The organism is Mesorhizobium sp. P3_A2 (genome assembly GCF_056403115.1).
This window is the reverse complement of record NZ_JBFUGC010000001.1, coordinates 342,474-359,397: the sequence shown is the minus strand read 5'-3', so window position 1 is coordinate 359,397 and position 16,924 is coordinate 342,474. Positions and strand designations below refer to the sequence as shown.

Genomic DNA, 16,924 nt, shown 5'->3' with positions numbered 1-16,924 from the left:
ACATCACGCATGAGTTCCATCGAAATCAAGGTCCTGACCCGTGACGCCGCAACGCTAACCGCGCTGGTCGACATGCTGATCGAGACGGTCGCGGCCGGCGGCTCGGTCAGCTTCATGCATCCCTTGTCCCGGCAGGCGGCGGAAGGCTTCTGGGACCAGTCGCTGACGGCTGCGGAGAGAGGTGAAAGGGTGGTGCTGGGCGCCTGGGACGGCGATGCTCTCGTCGGCACCGTGACCTTGCTGCTCGACTTTCCGGTCAACCAGCCGCACCGCGCCGAGATCGCCAAATTGATGACCCGGCTCGCACATCGCGGCAAGGGCATAGCGAGCCGGCTGATGCGCGCCGCGGAGGCTCTCGCCGTCGAGAGAGGCCGCACGTTGCTGGTGCTGGATACTGCGACCGAGGAGGGCGCTTCGGGCCTCTACGAAAAACTCGGCTTCACGCTCACCGGCGAAATACCGGACTTTGCCCTGAAGCCGCATGGTGGACTGACCGGCACGCTCGTCTACTGGAAGCGCGTCGGCCAGCCCGCCTAACCTTTGTGGTGCACCTGTTGCAGTCCGTAGACCGGCGTTGCAATGCCTTCCATGCGCGCCTTCAGCTGCAGCGACAGGAATTGCGAATAGTGGCGTGACTGATGCAAATTGCCGCCATGGAACCACAGCGCCTCCTGCTGCGTCGGCTTCCACATATTGCGCAGCTCGCCTTCCCAGGGACCGGGATCCTTGGTGGTGTTGGAGCCAAGGCCCCAGCATTTGCCGACCTTGTCTGCGACCTCCCGTGAGATCAGGTCGGCCGCCCAGCCGTTCATCGAGCCATAGCCGGTGGCGTAGACGATAAGATCGGCGGCCAGTTCGGATCCGTCGCTGAGCAGAACCGAGTGCTCCTTGACCTCCTTCACCTCGACGCCGCTCTTCAATTTGATCGAGCCGTCGATGATCAGGTCGGAGGCGCCGACATCGATGTAATAGCCGGAGCCGCGCCTCAGATACTTCATGAACAGGCCGGAACCGTCATCGCCCCAGTCGAGCATGAAGCCGGCCTTCTCCAGGCCCTTGTAGAAGCCGGCGTCGCGTTTCTTCATCTCGGCATAGGCCGGGATCTGAAACTCGTGCAGGATCTTGTAGGGCAGCGAGGCAAAGACGAGGTCGGCCTTGGCGGTGGTCATACCGCTCTCGACCGCCTTTTCCGAATAGAGCGAGCCCAGCCCGATCTCCATCAGCGTGTCCGACTTGACGATATGGGTGGTGGAGCGCTGCACCATGGTGACGTCGGCGCCGGCTTCCCAAAGGGCGGCCGCGATGTCATGGGCTGAATTGTTGGAGCCAATGATAACAGCCCTCTTGCCGACATAGGCGTCGGGGCCGGGATGCTTCGAAGAGTGATGCTGGTCGCCCTTGAAGCTTTCCATGCCCTTGAAGTTCGGCATGTTGGCCTTGCCGGACTGACCCGTGGCCAGCACCAGCTGCTTCGGCTTCAGCGTGATGTCCTTGCCGTCGCGGCGCACGACAACGGTCCATTCCTTCTTCTTGTCGTCATAGACGGCGCTTTTGGCCTCGGTCGAGGACCAGTAATTCAGCTCCATCACCTTGGAGTACATTTCCAGCCAGTCGCCGATCTTGTCCTTGGGCGCGAAGACCGGCCAGTTCCGGGGAAAGTCGATATAGGGCAAATGGTCGTACCAGACGGGGTCATGCAGGCAGAGCGACTTGTAGCGCTTGCGCCAGCTGTCGCCGGCGCGCTCGTTCTTCTCGACGATGATGGTCGGCACGCCGAGTTGCCTGAGCCGCGCGCCGAGCGCGATGCCGCCCTGGCCGCCGCCGATGATGAGCGTGTAGGGCTGCGTCTTGAAGCCGAGCTCGGCGGCTTCCTTCTCGCGCTCTTCCTTCCAGGTCGGCCGGTTCTTGCCGTGGCCATGCTTGGCGCCGAGCGGGCGGTCGAAGCCGGCCGGCTCCTCGTGGCCCTTGAGCTCGACCATGGTGGTGAGCAGCGTCCAGATCTTGCCGTCCTTCAGCCTGATGTGACCGAAGCCGCGCGCCACTGAAGTCTCGAAGCTGATCCAGCCGTCGAGCACGCCATCGTTTTCCGTGGCGTCCTCGCCCTTGGCGATCGCCCAGTTCGACGGCTTGGTCTTCGCCAGCTGGCTGACCAGCATGTCGCGCACCTGGTCGCGGCCCTCCATCGTCTTGATGTTCCAGGTGAAGGTGACGAGATCGCGCCAGTAACAATCCTCCTGAAAGCAGGCGACTGCCTTGTCGATATCGCCGGCTGTGAGTGCCGCGCCGAAGCGATCGAGCAGGTCGGACAGCTTCTTGTTGGGGGCCTTGTCGAGCATCGAATTTCCTCCGCGATTTTTTCCTGGCCGCCTGTAGCGAGCGGAACCCTGCCGAAGCTTGACGTCCGGCTTCGCGCAGTATCGCGGCAAATCATGCGCCGCGTCACGTCGTCCAATAGTTTGGCGTGGATTCAGCGACTTATCGGGAAATCGGGGCGCCGAAGGTCGTTGCGAACCAGCGGCGGACCGCTTCCTCGGCTGGGCTCAGATGAGCGCCCGAGGGCGCGGTCAGATAGTGGCCGGCGCCGCTCGACAGCGTGAAACCGGACAGGGTGACAAGGGATCCGTCGCGCAGCGCCGCATCGGCCAGCGGGCGTGATCCCAGCACCATACCGGCGCCGTGCTTGGCCGCCTCCAGTGCAGTGACGAAACTGTCGAATTTGTGCGTCGGCCCGATCGTCGGTTTCATCCGAGCGACGGCGAACCACTCGCCCCACATTTCCCGCGCGCCGACGACCGTAAGTCGCGGCAATGCCGTCCAATCGGGGATCCTGGCGAGGTCGGGCGCCGCCATCGGCGTCAAGGCTTCGCGGGTCAGGCGGTCGGCCTGCCGTCCGGGGAAGGAGCCGGAGCCGGCGCCGAAACGAATGTCGAGCCCACCGGAGCGCTCACTATAGTCAGCCGGGGTGTGGATGGTCTCGACCTGCAGCTGGACGAAGGGCAGATCACTCGCCATCTGCGGCAGCTTCGGCGCGATCATCAGCACCGCGAAAGAAATCGGCGAGCGGATCGTGACGCTCTGGATCGTCCTCGGTTCGAACAGCTCGCGCGTGCTGTTGGCGATCACGGCAAAGGCCGATTGCAGATGCGGCAGATAGGCAGCGCCCTGCGGCGTCAGTTCGACGCCGCGCGCCAGGCGGATGAACAGCGGCTGCTTCAAGCGCTCTTCAAGCGCGCGGATGTGCTGGCTGACGGCAGCCTGGGTCAGGCCAAGCTCGGCCGCTGCGGCGGTGAAATTCGACAGCCGCGCGGCGGCTTCGAAACTGCGCAGCCAGTCAAGCGGGGGCAAGGGCAGGGTGGTTTGATGCATAAGCAGTTTGTGGCCTTTGGCTGCAAAATGATAATTTGAATTATGCCTGTCGTGCCATCACCATGCAATCGGAAACCCTGCGGAGTTGGCCGTGGGGCATTGCGGACAGGAACGGATCTTCATGCTCACCCACGCGCTGATCGGCGACGAAGGCAGAACAATCGAACTCAGCTGGAAGGATGGGACGCGCACCCGCTTCCACGCGATGTGGCTGCGCGACAATGCGCTGGACGACAAGACGCGCAGCGCCGGCAATGGCCAGCGGCTGATCACCATTCTCGACATTCCGGCGCAAACGCGGATCGGCACTGCGGCGATCAAGGGCGATGCTCTTGAGATCAGCTTCGTACCGGAACAGAAAACAGTCAGCTTTCCCGCGGCCTGGCTGAGTGCCAATGCCTATGATCGCGATGCCGCCCGCGAGCCCGGCTGGACCGGCGAGGCCATCGTGCGATGGACCAAGGCCTCGATGCAGAATTCGGTGCCGCGCGCCGGCTATGCCGCAGCCAGCCGCGACCGCGCGGTGCTCAGGCAATGGCTGTCGGCGGTGAAGACCTATGGCTTCGCGGTGATGGACGGCCTGCCGACCGAATCCGGGGCGCTGTGCAAGGTCTCCGATCTGTTCGGCTATATCCGGGAGACCAATTACGGCCGCTGGTTCGAGGTCCGCGCAGAGGTCAATCCCAACAACCTCGCCTACACCAATCTCGGCCTGCAGGCGCACACCGACAATCCCTATCGCGATCCGGTGCCGACGCTGCAGATATTGTCCTGCATCGAGAACACGGTGGAGGGCGGCGAATCCAGCGTCGTCGACGGTTTTGCTGTCGCGGCCGCCCTGCAGGCTGAAAACCCCGAAGGCTTCCGTCTGTTGAGTTCATATCCGGCGCGTTTCGAATATGCCGGCTCATCCGGCGTGCGGTTGCAGGCGAAGCGGCCGATGATCGAGCTCGGCCCGGATGGCGAACTCATCGCCATCCGCTTCAACAACCGCTCACTGGCGCCGACCGTCGATGTGCCATTCGCCGATATGGAAGCCTATTACGCCGCCTATCGCCGGTTCGCCGAACTGATCGAGGATCCGTCCTTTGAAGTGACCTTCAAGCTCGAGGCAGGGCAGGCCTTCATCGTCGACAACACGCGCGTCATGCATGCCCGCAAGGCGTTTTCCGGGACCGGCAAGCGCTGGCTGCAGGGCTGCTACGCTGACAAGGACGGCCTTTTGTCGACGCTTTCGGCGATCGAACACGAGTTCAAGGAGGCCGCGGAATGAGCGGCCAGGATTTGAACACGCACAACATCGTCGAATTCATCGCCGACATTTTCGAGCGCCGGGGTGCGGAATCCTATCTCGGTGAACCCGTCACCATGTCGGAACACATGCTGCAGGGCGCATGGTTTGCCGAACAGGACGGCGCGCCGGATGTGCTGGTGGCGGCGGCACTGCTGCACGATATCGGCCACTACACCAGCGAGTTCGGCACCTATTCGCCCGATGATGTCGAGGACAAGCATCATGACGAGGCCGGCGGCGAGGTGCTGGCGCCGTTCTTTCCGCCCGTCATCGTCGAATGCGTCAGGCTGCATGTCGCCGCCAAGCGCTTTCTCTGCGCCACCGACCCGACCTACTTCGGCCGGCTTTCGCCGGCCTCGGTGCACACGCTGTCGCTGCAGGGTGGGCCTATGAATGCCGAGGAAGTGGCCGCGTTCCGCAAGAACCCGTTTCACGAAGAAGCTGTGCGGGTCCGCATCTGGGACGAGGCCGGCAAGATCGCCAACATGAAGACGCGGGCGTTTCGCGACTACGTGCCGCTGCTGCAGCGGGTTGTTAGCGACTTCGCCAGTCGCGCCTGATGGCAGGCGGGAGGAGACAGCGATGTGTTTCTGCTTCGACGGCGAAGGCGCGGTGGCTGCATACCGGCCGCCAGCCTGTGAGCGACAGCCTGTCGCAAGCGCTCCTGCTTTATTGCCGGCGATCATCAACGACGCGTACAGCCGGTTTGCCACTGCCGGTTTGTCCGGGCCGGGCGACCTGGCTGTTCGCCTTCTTGTCGTTGCACCCGTTCCGTTGTATTAGCCGCGCCCAGTCAGCGGCACCCTTTCATCGTGCCGCACCCGTACCAACCACGCTTTTGAAGGAGGCGACGATGAGATCACGTTCACGCATTTTGCGCCTCCGCCGGCGGCGGACGGGCTGAGCCGCTTCACGGCTGATACCCAATTCCTGACGACCTGAACCAGCGCGCCGTGAGGCGTGGCGGCGGCGCTGATCGAAGGCGCTCACATCGAAATCAAATGCCCGGTCAGAGCCGTGGCAAACCGGTTAAAGCCGAACGCTTCCGCCGAGGATGGCGGCTGTCTGGAGGTCTGAGATGCACCTTTGCAACAGACGGACAGGCCTTTGTAAACATTGAAAGAATGGCTCTTGCGTCTGGAGTTTTGCAGGCATAGTGACCCCGCCCATTCGCAACCGTCATCCCCAAGAGGAGACCTGTTCATGTCACGCCTATCCAGTTCGACACATTCCGTGCCGGCGCTGGAATTGCGCGCGGCTGACAGGGTTCCAATCGGGAAGAACGGCCATGGTCAGGTCCATGATACAGCTCAGGCAGGACGCCGAGCGCCAACGCATTGAAGCATACCAGGCATCGTTGCAGCGGGTTTCCGCCGCGCCGCGTCCCGCTCCGGATTTCGAGCGGGCGCTCGACGAGGTGCGCCGGGGCTATGCCGGCGTAGCGATCCGCGACGGGGCGCTGTGGCGCCCGAAGCTGAAAACGCGCGATCCTGCGCGTCTGCGGCTGGCTGCTGCCCGTTATCTTTATGCGCGCTATCCGGTTTCGGCCGCGCTCGAAGCCATCTGGCTGGACCGGTCGGGACTGGACGGCCCGGAGATCGCGCTGCGCTTGGCTTGGTACGTCGCGGCCGCGGGTGGCCAGTCGCTTTACAAAGCGGGCGCCAATGAATGGCTGTCTCGCAAGGAGGTGCATTGCTTCCTCAACGTGTCGAGCGAGCTTGGCTTCTGCGAGGCGTTCTGGTTCGCGATCGTTCGGTCCTACACCGGGGATAATGGACTGGCGGCACGGCTTGCGCGCACCAAGATTGCGCGCACGCCGCGTGGCGAGCTCACCTTCTGGCGTGAAGTGGCGCGCTTCTTCTGCGAGCAACCCACGTCGAAGGAGGAGATCGACGACCTCTGCGACTATATCGCCGCCATGCACCGGCGCGACAAGGCGTATAGCCTGAAGGGCCGCACGCTCGCTTCGTTGCGCCGGCAGATGTCGCAATGGCATCGCGACATTGCCGCCATCGAGCGCATCGAGGCCATGCGCCGCCGCGCAGCCGGTCGGGCTGCATTGGCGCCGGGCAGCGCCTGGGAGGGCTCGCGCCTTGAGGACTGGGAATGGGAGCCTCCGGCCAAGGAGGCGAATGCGCATGGCGAGCGCTTCTTCGTCCGCCAGCTGAAGACGGCCGAGGATCTGGTTGCCGAGTCCAGGGCGATGCATCACTGCGTTTCGACCTACGCGGTCAAGTGCATTGCCGGCAACGCCTCGATCTGGACGCTGCGGCGCAAAGCGCTTGGCAAGGCCGAGCGGTTGCTGACGATCGAGCTCGACCCGCAACACCGCGCGGTGCAGGTGCGCGGTTTCGGCAATCGTCTGGCTACGCTTGAGGAACAAAAGATCCTCAAGCGTTGGGCCAAGGCGAAGGGCGTGGCGCTCTGGGCCTGAAAACAGAAGATCCGCGCGGCGTGAATGCCGCGCGGATTGCCCGTTGACATCGGCGCAAAACCAATTCTATTGTCCGCCACCATGAAAAAGGCACTCATTCTCGTAGGAAGGCGCGTGGGCAAGGCGGTGTAACCGCCGGGCGAAAACCTCCCATGCGCAACATACAGGCTCCCTCGGGGGCCTTTTTTATTGCCCGAAACACGACTAAACGACCAGCAATCGCCCAATGGCGGACAGTACGGGACAGGACCGATGAGCAACGGACAGAGTGAGCGGCGTGAAATGACTGGCGCCGAAATGGTGGTGCAGGCGCTGAAGGACAATGGCGTCAAGCATGTCTTCGGTTATCCCGGCGGCGCGGTGCTTCCGATCTACGACGAAATCTTCCAGCAGGACGAGGTCGAGCACATTTTGGTCCGTCACGAGCAGGGCGCCGGTCATGCGGCTGAAGGCTATGCGCGCTCCACCGGCAAGGCCGGTGTGCTCCTGGTGACATCGGGGCCGGGCGCAACCAATGCGGTGACGCCGCTGCAGGATGCGCTGATGGATTCGATCCCGCTGGTCTGCCTGACCGGGCAGGTGCCGACCTCGCTGATCGGCTCCGACGCCTTCCAGGAGTGCGATACGGTCGGCATCACGCGCCCCTGCACCAAGCACAACTGGCTGGTGAAGGATGTGAACGAACTGGCCGCCACCATCCATGAAGCCTTCCATGTCGCCACGACCGGCCGTCCCGGTCCCGTGGTGGTCGACATCCCGAAGGACGTGCAGTTCGCCAAGGGCATCTACGTGCCGCCGCAGACGGCGCCCCGCACCAGCTACCAGCCGAGGGTCCAGGGCGATCTCGACAAGATCAAGGCCGCGGTCGATCTGATGGCGAGCGCCAAGAAGCCGATCATCTATTCGGGCGGCGGCGTCATCAATTCCGGCCCGGAAGCCAGCCATTTGCTGCGCGAACTGGTCGACCTCACCGGCTTCCCCATCACCTCGACGCTGATGGGGCTCGGCGCCTATCCGGCATCGGGCAAGAACTGGATGGGCATGCTGGGCATGCACGGCACCTATGAAGCCAATATGGCGATGCACGATTGCGACGTGATGATCTGCATCGGAGCGCGCTTCGACGACCGCATCACCGGACGGCTGACCGCGTTCTCGCCGAACTCGAAGAAGATCCACATCGACATCGACCCGTCCTCGATCAACAAGAACGTCCACACCGACGTGCCGATCATCGGCGATGTCGGCCGCGTGCTGGAGGACATGGTGCGGCTGTGGCGGGCAAGCGCCAAGGCCGACAAGAAGGCGCTCTATCCCTGGTGGGAGCAGATCGCCAAATGGCGCGCGCGCGATTCACTCGCCTACAAGATGAACAACGACGTGATCATGCCGCAATACGCCATCCAGCGGCTCTACGCGCTGACCAAGGACATGGACACCTACATCACCACCGAAGTCGGCCAGCACCAGATGTGGGCAGCACAGCACTATCATTTCGAGAAGCCGAACCGCTGGATGACATCCGGTGGCCTGGGCACCATGGGCTACGGCCTGCCGGCGGCACTCGGCGTGCAGATCGCGCATCCCGATGCCCTTGTCATCGACATTGCCGGCGACGCCTCGGTGCAGATGACGATGCAGGAGATGAGTGCGGCGGTGCAGCACGATGCGCCGATCAAGATCTTCATCCTCAACAACCAGTATATGGGCATGGTGCGGCAGTGGCAGCAGCTGCTGCACGGCAACCGTCTGTCGCATTCCTACACCGAGGCGATGCCCGACTTCGTCAAGCTGGCCGACGCCTATGGCGGCCATGGCATTCGCTGCGAGAAGCCGGACGAGCTCGACGACGCGATCAAGGAGATGATCTCGGTCAAGAAGCCGGTGCTGTTCGACTGCCGCGTGGCGACGCTCGCCAACTGCTTCCCGATGATCCCGTCGGGCAAGGCGCATAATGAAATGCTCCTGCCGGACGAGGCGACCGACGAAGCCGTGGCCAACGCCATCGACGCCAAGGGCAGGGAACTGGTCTAGGACAAGCCGAGGCAGGGCTTGTCGAAAGAAGCCGTGCGCAAACAGAGAATTAGCTCAAAAGTCTGAAATCGAGATTCACGTCATGAACGCACAGCTTCAACCGACCGGCTCCGCCTATTTCATCGCCAAGGAAACCGAGAAGCCGGAGAACCATACGCTCTCCGTGCTGGTCGACAACGAGCCGGGCGTGCTTGCCCGGGTCATCGGCCTGTTTTCCGGCCGCGGCTACAACATCGAGAGCCTGACCGTCTCCGAGACCGAACATGAAAAGCATCTGTCGCGCATCACCATCGTGACGCGCGGCACGCCGCATGTGCTGGAGCAGATCAAGCACCAACTCGAGCGCATCGTTCCGGTGCACCGCGTCGTCGATCTGACCGTGCGCTCGCACGAGTTCGGCCAGGAGCGGCCGCTGGAGCGGGAGCTGGCGCTGGTCAAGGTCGCCGGCACCGGCGAGGCCCGTGTCGAGGCGTTGCGCCTAGCCGACGCTTTTCGCGCTTCGGTCATCGACGCCAACACCGAGCACTTCATCTTCGAAATCACCGGCAAGGGTTCGAAACTCGACCAGTTCATCGCCATCATGAAACCGCTCGGCCTGGTCGAGATCTGCCGCACCGGCGTGGCGGCAATGAACCGCGGCCCGCAGGGGATGTAACGTCAACCTGAGCCGTCATGACCCTCGACGCCTTCCTTGCCCTTCTGGTCTATGCCTTCGTGACCTCGATCACGCCGGGGCCGAACAACCTTATGCTTTTGGCGTCGGGCGTTAATTTCGGCATCGTCAGGACTATTCCGCATATGTTGGGCATCAGCATCGGCTTTTGCGTGCTGTTGCTGGCCGTCGGTTTCGGTCTCGGCGCGGTGCTGACGGCGTTTCCGGCGCTGCACACGGCCCTCAAGATCGCGGGTGCTGCCTATCTGCTCTACCTCGCCTGGAAGATCGCGATGTCGCGTTCGCTCAGCGCTAAGGGCGAGACGGAGGCCAAGCCGATGCGCTTCATCGATGCCGCCGCCTTCCAGTGGGTTAATCCCAAGGCCTGGGTGATGGCGATCACGGCCATGGCCGTCTACACCAACGCCGACCATCCATTCCTGTCGGTGGTGTTGATCGCGGTTGCCTTCTCGCTGGTCAATTTGCCGAGCGTGTCGATCTGGGCGGGTTTCGGCACTGCGCTGCGCGGTTTCCTGTCGGTTCCGGTACGGCTGAAATGGTTCAACATCGCCATGGGCGTGCTGCTTGCGGCGACGCTTTGGCCGATGCTGAAATAGGATGTGCTTGATGTTCAGGCGAGGCTCGCCGGACCTGACTCTCAACCACATCCTGGCTGGCTTTCCGACTCCTGAGCCGGCTGCCCATTCATTGTGCAGTGCACATTAAATCTTCGTAATGCCGCGTTTTGGCCCTTTTCCGACAAAGGCGTGTCCTATCTACTTCGGCAAAATCGCGGCAAGGCGCCGTGTTTTGCGGTAGAATAAGACCACCGGGTTCGGCGTGTCGGATCATAGGGCTTGTTAGTCGATGCGCGGGAAAGTCGTTCTGGCGGTGGTGGTGGCAGCGGCCTGTGTCGCCGCTACATGGGTGTATTTTTCGCCGGCGGCGATGAGCAGTCTGGAGCAGATGCTGCCGGGCGCCAGGCAGACAGCGGCGGCGGACAAGCCGGCTGCGGCAGACAAACCTTCGGCTGACAAGGCTGGGAGCAAATCCGGCGCCGGCGCCGCCCGTTCAGCCTCGATCGTTTCGGCGACCGCGACAACGGCCGATTTCCCGATCCGCCGCTATGCGATCGGCTTCGTGTCCTCGCCGGCCGTGGTCAACATCAATGCGCGCGTGTCCAGCCAGATCGTGTCGATCGACGTCAAGGACGGCCAGATGGTGAAGACCGGCGATCTCTTGTTCTCGCTCGACGACCGCGCGCTGAAGGCGCAACTCGCCAAGGACCAGGCGACGCTCGCCAAGGACCAGGCGCTGCTTGCAAGTTCGGTGTCCGATCTCCAGCGCGCCAAGGACCTTGTCGCCAAGCAGGCAGGCACGCAGCAGACCTATGACCAGGCGGTTGCGGCGCAGAAGGCGGCTGCGGCGACCGTCGACGCCGACCAGGCGACGATCGATGCCGACAATGTTCAGCTCGGCTTTGCCACGATCACGGCACCGATTGCCGGGCGGCTGGGCGCGGTGAATGTTTCGGTCGGCGACCTCGTTACCGTGAGCAACGGCAACTCGAGCACGGCGACGCCGCTGGTGACGATCACCCAGATCGATCCGCTGCAGGTCAACTTCAACCTGCCGGAAAGCAATCTGGCGCTGCTGCACAAGGCGCTGGCCAATCCGCAGCAAAACGCGGTGACGCTGACCAAGGACGGCGACCCGACGCCGATCGGCAAGGGCACGCTCGACTTCGTCGATTCCAGCGTCGACACTGCTTCCGGCACGATCGCCACGCGCGCCAGCATACCCAATGCCGATCTGTCGCTGTGGCCCGGGCAATATGTGAATGTCGTGCTCGACGCCGGCATCATGCCGCAGATGACTTCGGTTCCGACCGTCGCGGTGCAGCCCAGCCAGAAGGGTCCGTTCGTCTATGTGGTCAAGCCGGACAACACGGTGGAGATGCGGCCGGTGCAGGTGGCGCTCACCGAAGGCGAAAACAGCGCCATCAGCGAGGGCGTCAAGTCGGGCGAGAAGGTGGTGGTGGAGGGCCAGACCAGGCTGAAGGACGGCGGCGCGGTGCATGAGGGCAAGGCGGCCGGCGGTGACCAGGCCGCGCCAAAGGTCGCGCAAGCCGAGAAGGCTGGCGCCCAATGATTTCCGAATTCTGCATACGCAGACCCGTCGCCACGCTGCTGATGTCGTTCGCCCTCGTGCTGGGCGGCCTGTTTGCCTACAAGTTCCTGCCGGTGGCGGCACTGCCAAGTGCTGAATTTCCGGTCGTCAACGTCTCGGCGTCGCTGCCCGGCGCTTCGCCCGAAACCATGGCGACCTCGGTGGCGACGCCGCTGATCAAGCAGTTCGCCACCATCGCCGGCATCGATTCGATCTCGACCACCAACTCGCTCGGCCAGACCTCGATCGCCATCCAGTTCGTGCTCAACAGGGATATCGATGCGGCCGCCGCCGACGTGCAGGCGGCGATCGCGCGCACGCAGAAATCGCTGCCGCCGGAAATGACCTCGCCGCCGAGCTATCGCAAGGTCAATCCGGCCGATGCGCCGATCCTCTTGATGTCGCTGGTCAGCGACACGGTTCCGTTGACCGATCTCGATGCCTTCGCCGAAAACGTCATCTCGCCCTCGCTGTCGACCATCGACGGCGTCGCGCAGGTTTCCATCTACGGCCAGCAGAAATATGCGGTGCGCATCCAGATCGATCCGACGGCGCTTGCCGCGCGTGGCATCTCGATCGACCAGCTGCAGACGGCGGTCGCCTCGGCCAACAGCAACACGCCGCTCGGCGTCTTGCAGAACGACAAGCAGCAGCTGACCATCACCGCCAACACGCAGCTCACCAACGCTGCCGGCTTCTCCAACATCATCATCGCCACCAAGGATGGCCACCCGGTGCGGCTGGGCGAGGTGACCCGCGTCGTCGATTCGGTGCAGACCACGACGACGGCGAGCTGGTATGACGGCACCCGCGCCATCATCATGGCCGTGCAGCGCCAGCCCGACGCCAACACGGTCGACGTCGTCGACAAGGTCAAGGCGATGCTGCCGTCCTTCAGGGATCAGATGCCGGCCGCCGCCGACATCAAGCTGCTCAATGACCGCTCGACCTCGATCCGCCAGGCCGTCGACGACGTCCAGTTCACGCTGCTCTTGACCATCGCCTTGGTGGTGATGGTGATCTTCGTCTTCCTGCGCCGGGTGACGGCAACCATCATCCCGGCCGTGGCGGTGCCGATCTCGCTGATCGCCACGCTGGGCGCGATGTTCCTGTTCGGCTTTTCCATCGACAACATTTCGCTCATGGGCCTGACGCTTGCCGTCGGCCTCGTCGTCGACGACGCCATCGTCATGCTGGAGAACATTTTTCGCCACATGGAGGAGGATGGGCTGTCGGCCTTCGATGCATCGCTGAAGGGCGCGCGCGAAATCGGCTTCACCATCATCTCGATCTCGATCTCGCTGGTGGCGGTGTTCATCCCGGTGCTTTTGATGGGCGGCGTCATCGGCCGCATCTTCAACGAGTTCGCCGTGGTGGTGACGGTCGCCATCCTGGCCTCGATGTTCGTGTCGCTGACGCTGACGCCGATGCTGTGCTCGCGGCTCTTGTCGGTGACGAAGGCCGACCGCGACAAGCATGGCCCTGGCCACAAGCAGGATTTTGTTACCCGCGGCTACGACCGGCTGCTCAGCTTCTGCCTGCGCCACACTTTCCTGGTGTTCCTGGTCTTCGCCGGAACCGCGGCAGGGTCGGTGTGGCTGATCGAGGTGTCGCCGAAGGGCTTCTTCCCGCAGGAGGATATCGGCCAGATATCGGTGACGACAATTGCGCGCCAGGACATCTCGTTCGACGCCATGTCGAAGCTGCAGGGGCAGGTGGCCAGCGTCTTCTCGCATTCGCCCTATGTCGATCACGTCGCGTGGTCGGCGGGCAGCGGCAGCAATGCGCTCAACCAGGGGCAGCTTTTCGTCCAGCTCAAGGGCAAGGACCAGCGTCCCGATATCGAGAAGGTGCTTTCGGATCTAAGGCGGCAACTGGCCGGCGTGGCGGGTATCGAAACCTACATGCAGCCGGTGCAGAACCTGCGGCTGGGTTCGCGCTCGTCGGCCAGCGCCTACCAGCTGGTCGTGCAGGGCCTGGATACCGGCCAGACCGATATCTGGGCGCAGAAGCTGAATGACGCGATGGCGGCCGACCATGCGAACTTCACCGACGTCACCAGCGATCTGCAGAACAATGCGCTGCAGGCATCGCTGGTGGTCGACCGCGACAAGGCCGCCCAGCTGGGCATCGACACCGACACGCTGCGCTCCGCCCTCTATGGCGGATTCGGCACCGACCAGGTTTCGACGATCTTCGGTTCGGCCGACAGCTATGAAGTCATCACCGAACTCGATCCCAACATTGAATGGTCGCCGGAGCGCATGCTCGCCATCCAGATGCGGACGGCGAGCGGCAGCCTGGTGCCGCTTGGCGCCTTCGCCCGCGTCGACCGTACGGCCGGCGCCTTGACGGTCAACCAACTCGGCCAGCTGCCGGCGGTGACCATCTCCTACAATCTGCCGCAAGGCGTGGCGCTCGGCGACAGCACGGCCCGCATCGACGCGCTGAAGGAACAGATCGGCATGCCTACGGCGATCTCGACCAGCTTCGCCGGCACGGCCAAGACCTTCCAGGATTCGCTTGCCAACCAGGGCCTGCTGATCGGCGGCGCCATCCTGACCATCTACATCGTGCTCGGCATCCTCTATGAGAGTTTTATCCATCCGCTGACGATTCTGACCGGCCTGCCTTCGGCGGTGCTCGGCGCAGTGGTGGCGCTGCGTTTTGCCGGCATGGACCTGTCGGTCATCGCGGTGATCGGCATCCTGATGCTGATCGGCATCGTCAAGAAGAACGGCATCATGATGGTCGACGTCGCGCTGGAACTGCGACGAGACGGCATGTCGGCCAAGGAATCCATCCACAAGGCCTGCCTGATGCGGTTCAGGCCGATCATGATGACGACGCTGGCGGCATTGATGGGTACGTTTCCGATCGCGCTCGGCACCGGCGCAAGTGCTGAACTTCGCCAGCCGCTCGGCGTTGCCGTCGTCGGTGGTCTGTTGGCCTCGCAGGCGCTGACGCTGTTCGTCACACCGGTGATCTACGTCTATTTCGAGAATTTCTCCGGCTGGCTGACGAGCTTCTTCTCCTCGAAAAAGAACCGGCCGGCGCTGCATGCCGTCGAGAGCAGCGAGCAGGGCTCGCTGTTCGGCCCCGAGGACCGGCTCGTCGAACTGCAAAAGGCCGCCGCCGAATAATCTGGCCCAAGCTGTCATGCTTGCGGCCAAGTTCCGGCAACCGTAATCTGTGGTCATGTCCCATGATCATGACCACGACAACGAGCTCGATCCGTTTGCGGCCCGCGTGCGCGCGCTCGAAACCATTCTCACCGAAAAGGGCCTGATCGATCCGGCGGCCATCGACGTCATCGTCGACACCTACGAGACCAAGATCGGGCCGCGCAACGGAGCCAGGGTGGTCGCGAAAGCCTGGACCGATCCGGCCTATGCCGACTGGCTGAAGCGCGATGCGACGGAAGCGATCGCCTCGCTGAGCTATACCGGCCGTCAGGGCGAGCACATGCAGGCGGTGTTCAATACCGACGAGACGCACAACCTCATCGTCTGCACGCTGTGCTCCTGCTATCCATGGTCGGTGCTCGGGCTGCCGCCGGTCTGGTACAAGGCGCCGCCCTATCGCTCACGCGCGGTGATCGATCCGCGCGGCGTGCTGGAGGAATTCGGCCTGACCTTGCCGGCGGAGAAAAAGATCCGCGTCTGGGATTCGACCGCCGAGCTGCGCTATCTCGTGGTGCCGATGCGGCCTGAGGGTACAGAAGGCTGGAGCGAGGAACAGCTCGCGGAGCTGGTCAGCCGTGATGCGATGATCGGCACGTCGGTGGCGAAGGTACCGGCATGAACGGGCCGCAGGATCTCGGCGGGCAGATGGGCTTCGGGCCGGTGGCGCCCCAAAAGGACGAGCCTTATTTCCATGCGGCATGGGAGCGGCGGGCGCTCGGTGTGACGCTGACCGCCGGCGCCATGGGCGCCTGGAACATCGACGAGAGCCGGCATTCACGCGAATCGCTGCATCCCGCCGTCTACTATTCATCGAGCTACTATCAGATCTGGATCAAGGCGCTGGAGGTGCTGTTGAAGCGCCACGGCTTCGTCACCGAGCGCGATCTGGCCGAGGGTCGGGCGGTCGATCCGGCGGCTACGCCCAAAAGGGTGCTGAAGGCAGAAAACGTCCCGGCTGTGCTGGCCAAGGGCGGCCCTTGCGACCGGCCGGTCGCGACGCCGGCGCGGTTCAAGGCGGGCGATCCTGTGCGGACGAAGAATTTCAATCCCACCGGCCACACCAGGCTGCCGCGTTATGCACGCGACAAGCAGGGTGTGATCGAGGCTGTGCGCGACGGTTTCGTCTTCCCCGACAGCAATGCGCATGGCAAGGGCGAGAACCCGCAATGGGTCTATACCGTGGTCTTCGATGGCGCCGAGATCTGGGGCGAGGGCGCCGACCCTACGCTCACCGTCTCGATCGATGCCTGGGAGAGCTACCTTGAGCCGGCATGAGGGCGCATTGCCTAGAGGTTTCGACGAGCCGGTGTTTTCGGAGCCATGGCAGGCCGAAGCTTTCGCCATGACGGTGGCGCTGCATGACAAGGGCCTGTTTTCGTGGAGCGAATGGGCGGACGCCTTGTCCGCTGAGGTAAAGAAGCCGGGCGCGGCGAGCGACGGCCACGATTACTACGAGCATTGGCTGGCAGCACTGGAAAAGCTTCTGGCGGCCAAGGGCGTCGCGGGAAAAAGCGATGTCGACACACTCGCCGCCGCCTGGGAGCGCGCCGCCCATGCCACCCCGCATGGCAAGCCGATCCTGCTGGAAAATGACCCGGGGCAAGTCGGTTAAGCTCGTCTTTCGACAAGGGATGAAGTCCTTGCGGCGTTTGCGCTGCCCCTCACCTGCCTGCCGGCATCCTCTCCCCATATAGTGACGGGGAGAGGGGTCGCTCTCGTCGGTTTGTTCCCTTTACGTTCCTGTTCAAGCCTGATAGCTTGCGTCCGAAGGCATTGATGGTGACGGCCTT

14 protein-coding genes are annotated in these 16,924 nt (G+C 63.3%); 12 read left to right on the top strand and 2 right to left on the bottom strand.

What is annotated here, in order from left to right; translation table 11 throughout:
- The first annotated feature begins 9 nt into the window (after positions 1-9).
- Positions 10-537: a GNAT family N-acetyltransferase gene (locus AC1DXM_RS01690; protein ID WP_477231465.1), complete on the top strand. Its 528-nt coding sequence runs from the start codon at positions 10-12 to the stop codon at positions 535-537.
- Here AC1DXM_RS01690 and AC1DXM_RS01685 read toward each other — a convergent pair.
- Both AC1DXM_RS01685 and AC1DXM_RS01680 read right to left on the bottom strand, forming a co-directional pair.
- Positions 534-2,336: an NAD(P)-binding domain-containing protein gene (locus AC1DXM_RS01685; protein ID WP_477231464.1), complete on the bottom strand. Its 1,803-nt coding sequence runs from the start codon at positions 2,334-2,336 to the stop codon at positions 534-536. The two genes, AC1DXM_RS01690 and AC1DXM_RS01685, sit on opposite strands and share 4 nt — an antisense overlap.
- Positions 2,337-2,475: 139 nt before the next feature.
- Positions 2,476-3,366 (bottom strand): LysR family transcriptional regulator, encoded by an 891-nt coding sequence (locus AC1DXM_RS01680; protein ID WP_477231463.1) that lies wholly within the window; start codon positions 3,364-3,366, stop codon positions 2,476-2,478.
- A 121-nt stretch (positions 3,367-3,487) separates the two neighbouring features.
- Between AC1DXM_RS01680 and tmpA the strand changes: the two genes are divergently transcribed.
- From tmpA to AC1DXM_RS01625, 11 genes are all read left to right on the top strand, one after another.
- The gene (gene tmpA, locus AC1DXM_RS01675) at positions 3,488-4,639 is read left to right on the top strand and encodes a 2-trimethylaminoethylphosphonate dioxygenase (RefSeq protein WP_477231462.1); all 1,152 of its coding nucleotides are present in this window, start codon (positions 3,488-3,490) and stop codon (positions 4,637-4,639) included.
- Positions 4,636-5,220, top strand: coding sequence for a (R)-1-hydroxy-2-trimethylaminoethylphosphonate oxygenase (tmpB, locus tag AC1DXM_RS01670; RefSeq protein WP_477231461.1), 585 nt, complete (start codon positions 4,636-4,638; stop codon positions 5,218-5,220). Before tmpA ends, tmpB begins: the two co-directional genes overlap by 4 nt.
- A gap of 728 nt (positions 5,221-5,948) precedes the next feature.
- Positions 5,949-7,094 carry a PcfJ domain-containing protein gene (locus AC1DXM_RS01665; RefSeq protein ID WP_477231460.1) on the top strand — a complete coding sequence of 382 codons (1,146 nt, stop codon included), beginning with the start codon at positions 5,949-5,951 and terminating at the stop codon, positions 7,092-7,094.
- Positions 7,095-7,346: 252 nt separating this feature from the next.
- Positions 7,347-9,128 carry an acetolactate synthase 3 large subunit gene (locus AC1DXM_RS01660; protein WP_477231459.1) on the top strand — a complete coding sequence of 594 codons (1,782 nt, stop codon included), beginning with the start codon at positions 7,347-7,349 and terminating at the stop codon, positions 9,126-9,128.
- An 82-nt stretch (positions 9,129-9,210) separates the two neighbouring features.
- Positions 9,211-9,783 carry an acetolactate synthase small subunit gene (ilvN, locus tag AC1DXM_RS01655; protein ID WP_023668352.1) on the top strand — a complete coding sequence of 191 codons (573 nt, stop codon included), beginning with the start codon at positions 9,211-9,213 and terminating at the stop codon, positions 9,781-9,783.
- Between the two features lie 17 nt (positions 9,784-9,800).
- Entirely contained in the window at positions 9,801-10,397 is a 597-nt protein-coding gene (locus AC1DXM_RS01650) for a LysE family translocator (protein ID WP_477231458.1), read from the top strand.
- A gap of 250 nt (positions 10,398-10,647) precedes the next feature.
- Positions 10,648-11,931 (top strand): efflux RND transporter periplasmic adaptor subunit, encoded by a 1,284-nt coding sequence (locus AC1DXM_RS01645; protein WP_477231457.1) that lies wholly within the window; start codon positions 10,648-10,650, stop codon positions 11,929-11,931.
- Positions 11,928-15,092: an efflux RND transporter permease subunit gene (locus AC1DXM_RS01640; protein WP_477231456.1), complete on the top strand. Its 3,165-nt coding sequence runs from the start codon at positions 11,928-11,930 to the stop codon at positions 15,090-15,092. Before AC1DXM_RS01645 ends, AC1DXM_RS01640 begins: the two co-directional genes overlap by 4 nt.
- 55 nt (positions 15,093-15,147) lie before the next feature.
- Positions 15,148-15,753, top strand: coding sequence for a nitrile hydratase subunit alpha (gene nthA, locus AC1DXM_RS01635; RefSeq protein ID WP_477231455.1), 606 nt, complete (start codon positions 15,148-15,150; stop codon positions 15,751-15,753).
- Entirely contained in the window at positions 15,750-16,409 is a 660-nt protein-coding gene (gene nthB, locus AC1DXM_RS01630; protein WP_477231454.1) for a nitrile hydratase subunit beta, read from the top strand. Before nthA ends, nthB begins: the two co-directional genes overlap by 4 nt.
- Positions 16,378-16,746, top strand: a complete 369-nt coding sequence (locus tag AC1DXM_RS01625; RefSeq protein WP_477231453.1) for a nitrile hydratase accessory protein — start codon at positions 16,378-16,380, stop codon at positions 16,744-16,746. The genes nthB and AC1DXM_RS01625 overlap by 32 nt, the downstream gene beginning before the upstream one ends.
- Positions 16,747-16,924: the final 178 nt, after the last annotated feature.

Excerpts from the sequence above, each read along its gene's own strand:
- AC1DXM_RS01665 (WP_477231460.1), top strand. The coding sequence starts at position 5,949 with ATGGTCAGGTCCATGATACAGCTCAGGCAGGACGCCGAGCGCCAACGC.
- tmpB (WP_477231461.1), top strand. The coding sequence starts at position 4,636 with ATGAGCGGCCAGGATTTGAACACGCACAACATCGTCGAATTCATCGCC.
- AC1DXM_RS01640 (WP_477231456.1), top strand. The coding sequence starts at position 11,928 with ATGATTTCCGAATTCTGCATACGCAGACCCGTCGCCACGCTGCTGATG.
- AC1DXM_RS01650 (WP_477231458.1), top strand. The coding sequence starts at position 9,801 with ATGACCCTCGACGCCTTCCTTGCCCTTCTGGTCTATGCCTTCGTGACC.
- AC1DXM_RS01685 (WP_477231464.1), bottom strand. The coding sequence starts at position 2,336 with ATGCTCGACAAGGCCCCCAACAAGAAGCTGTCCGACCTGCTCGATCGC.
- AC1DXM_RS01680 (WP_477231463.1), bottom strand. The coding sequence starts at position 3,366 with ATGCATCAAACCACCCTGCCCTTGCCCCCGCTTGACTGGCTGCGCAGT.
- tmpA (WP_477231462.1), top strand. The coding sequence starts at position 3,488 with ATGCTCACCCACGCGCTGATCGGCGACGAAGGCAGAACAATCGAACTC.
- AC1DXM_RS01645 (WP_477231457.1), top strand. The coding sequence starts at position 10,648 with ATGCGCGGGAAAGTCGTTCTGGCGGTGGTGGTGGCAGCGGCCTGTGTC.
- nthB (WP_477231454.1), top strand. The coding sequence starts at position 15,750 with ATGAACGGGCCGCAGGATCTCGGCGGGCAGATGGGCTTCGGGCCGGTG.
- AC1DXM_RS01625 (WP_477231453.1), top strand. The coding sequence starts at position 16,378 with ATGCCTGGGAGAGCTACCTTGAGCCGGCATGAGGGCGCATTGCCTAGA.
- AC1DXM_RS01660 (WP_477231459.1), top strand. The coding sequence starts at position 7,347 with ATGAGCAACGGACAGAGTGAGCGGCGTGAAATGACTGGCGCCGAAATG.
- nthA (WP_477231455.1), top strand. The coding sequence starts at position 15,148 with ATGTCCCATGATCATGACCACGACAACGAGCTCGATCCGTTTGCGGCC.
- ilvN (WP_023668352.1), top strand. The coding sequence starts at position 9,211 with ATGAACGCACAGCTTCAACCGACCGGCTCCGCCTATTTCATCGCCAAG.
- AC1DXM_RS01690 (WP_477231465.1), top strand. The coding sequence starts at position 10 with ATGAGTTCCATCGAAATCAAGGTCCTGACCCGTGACGCCGCAACGCTA.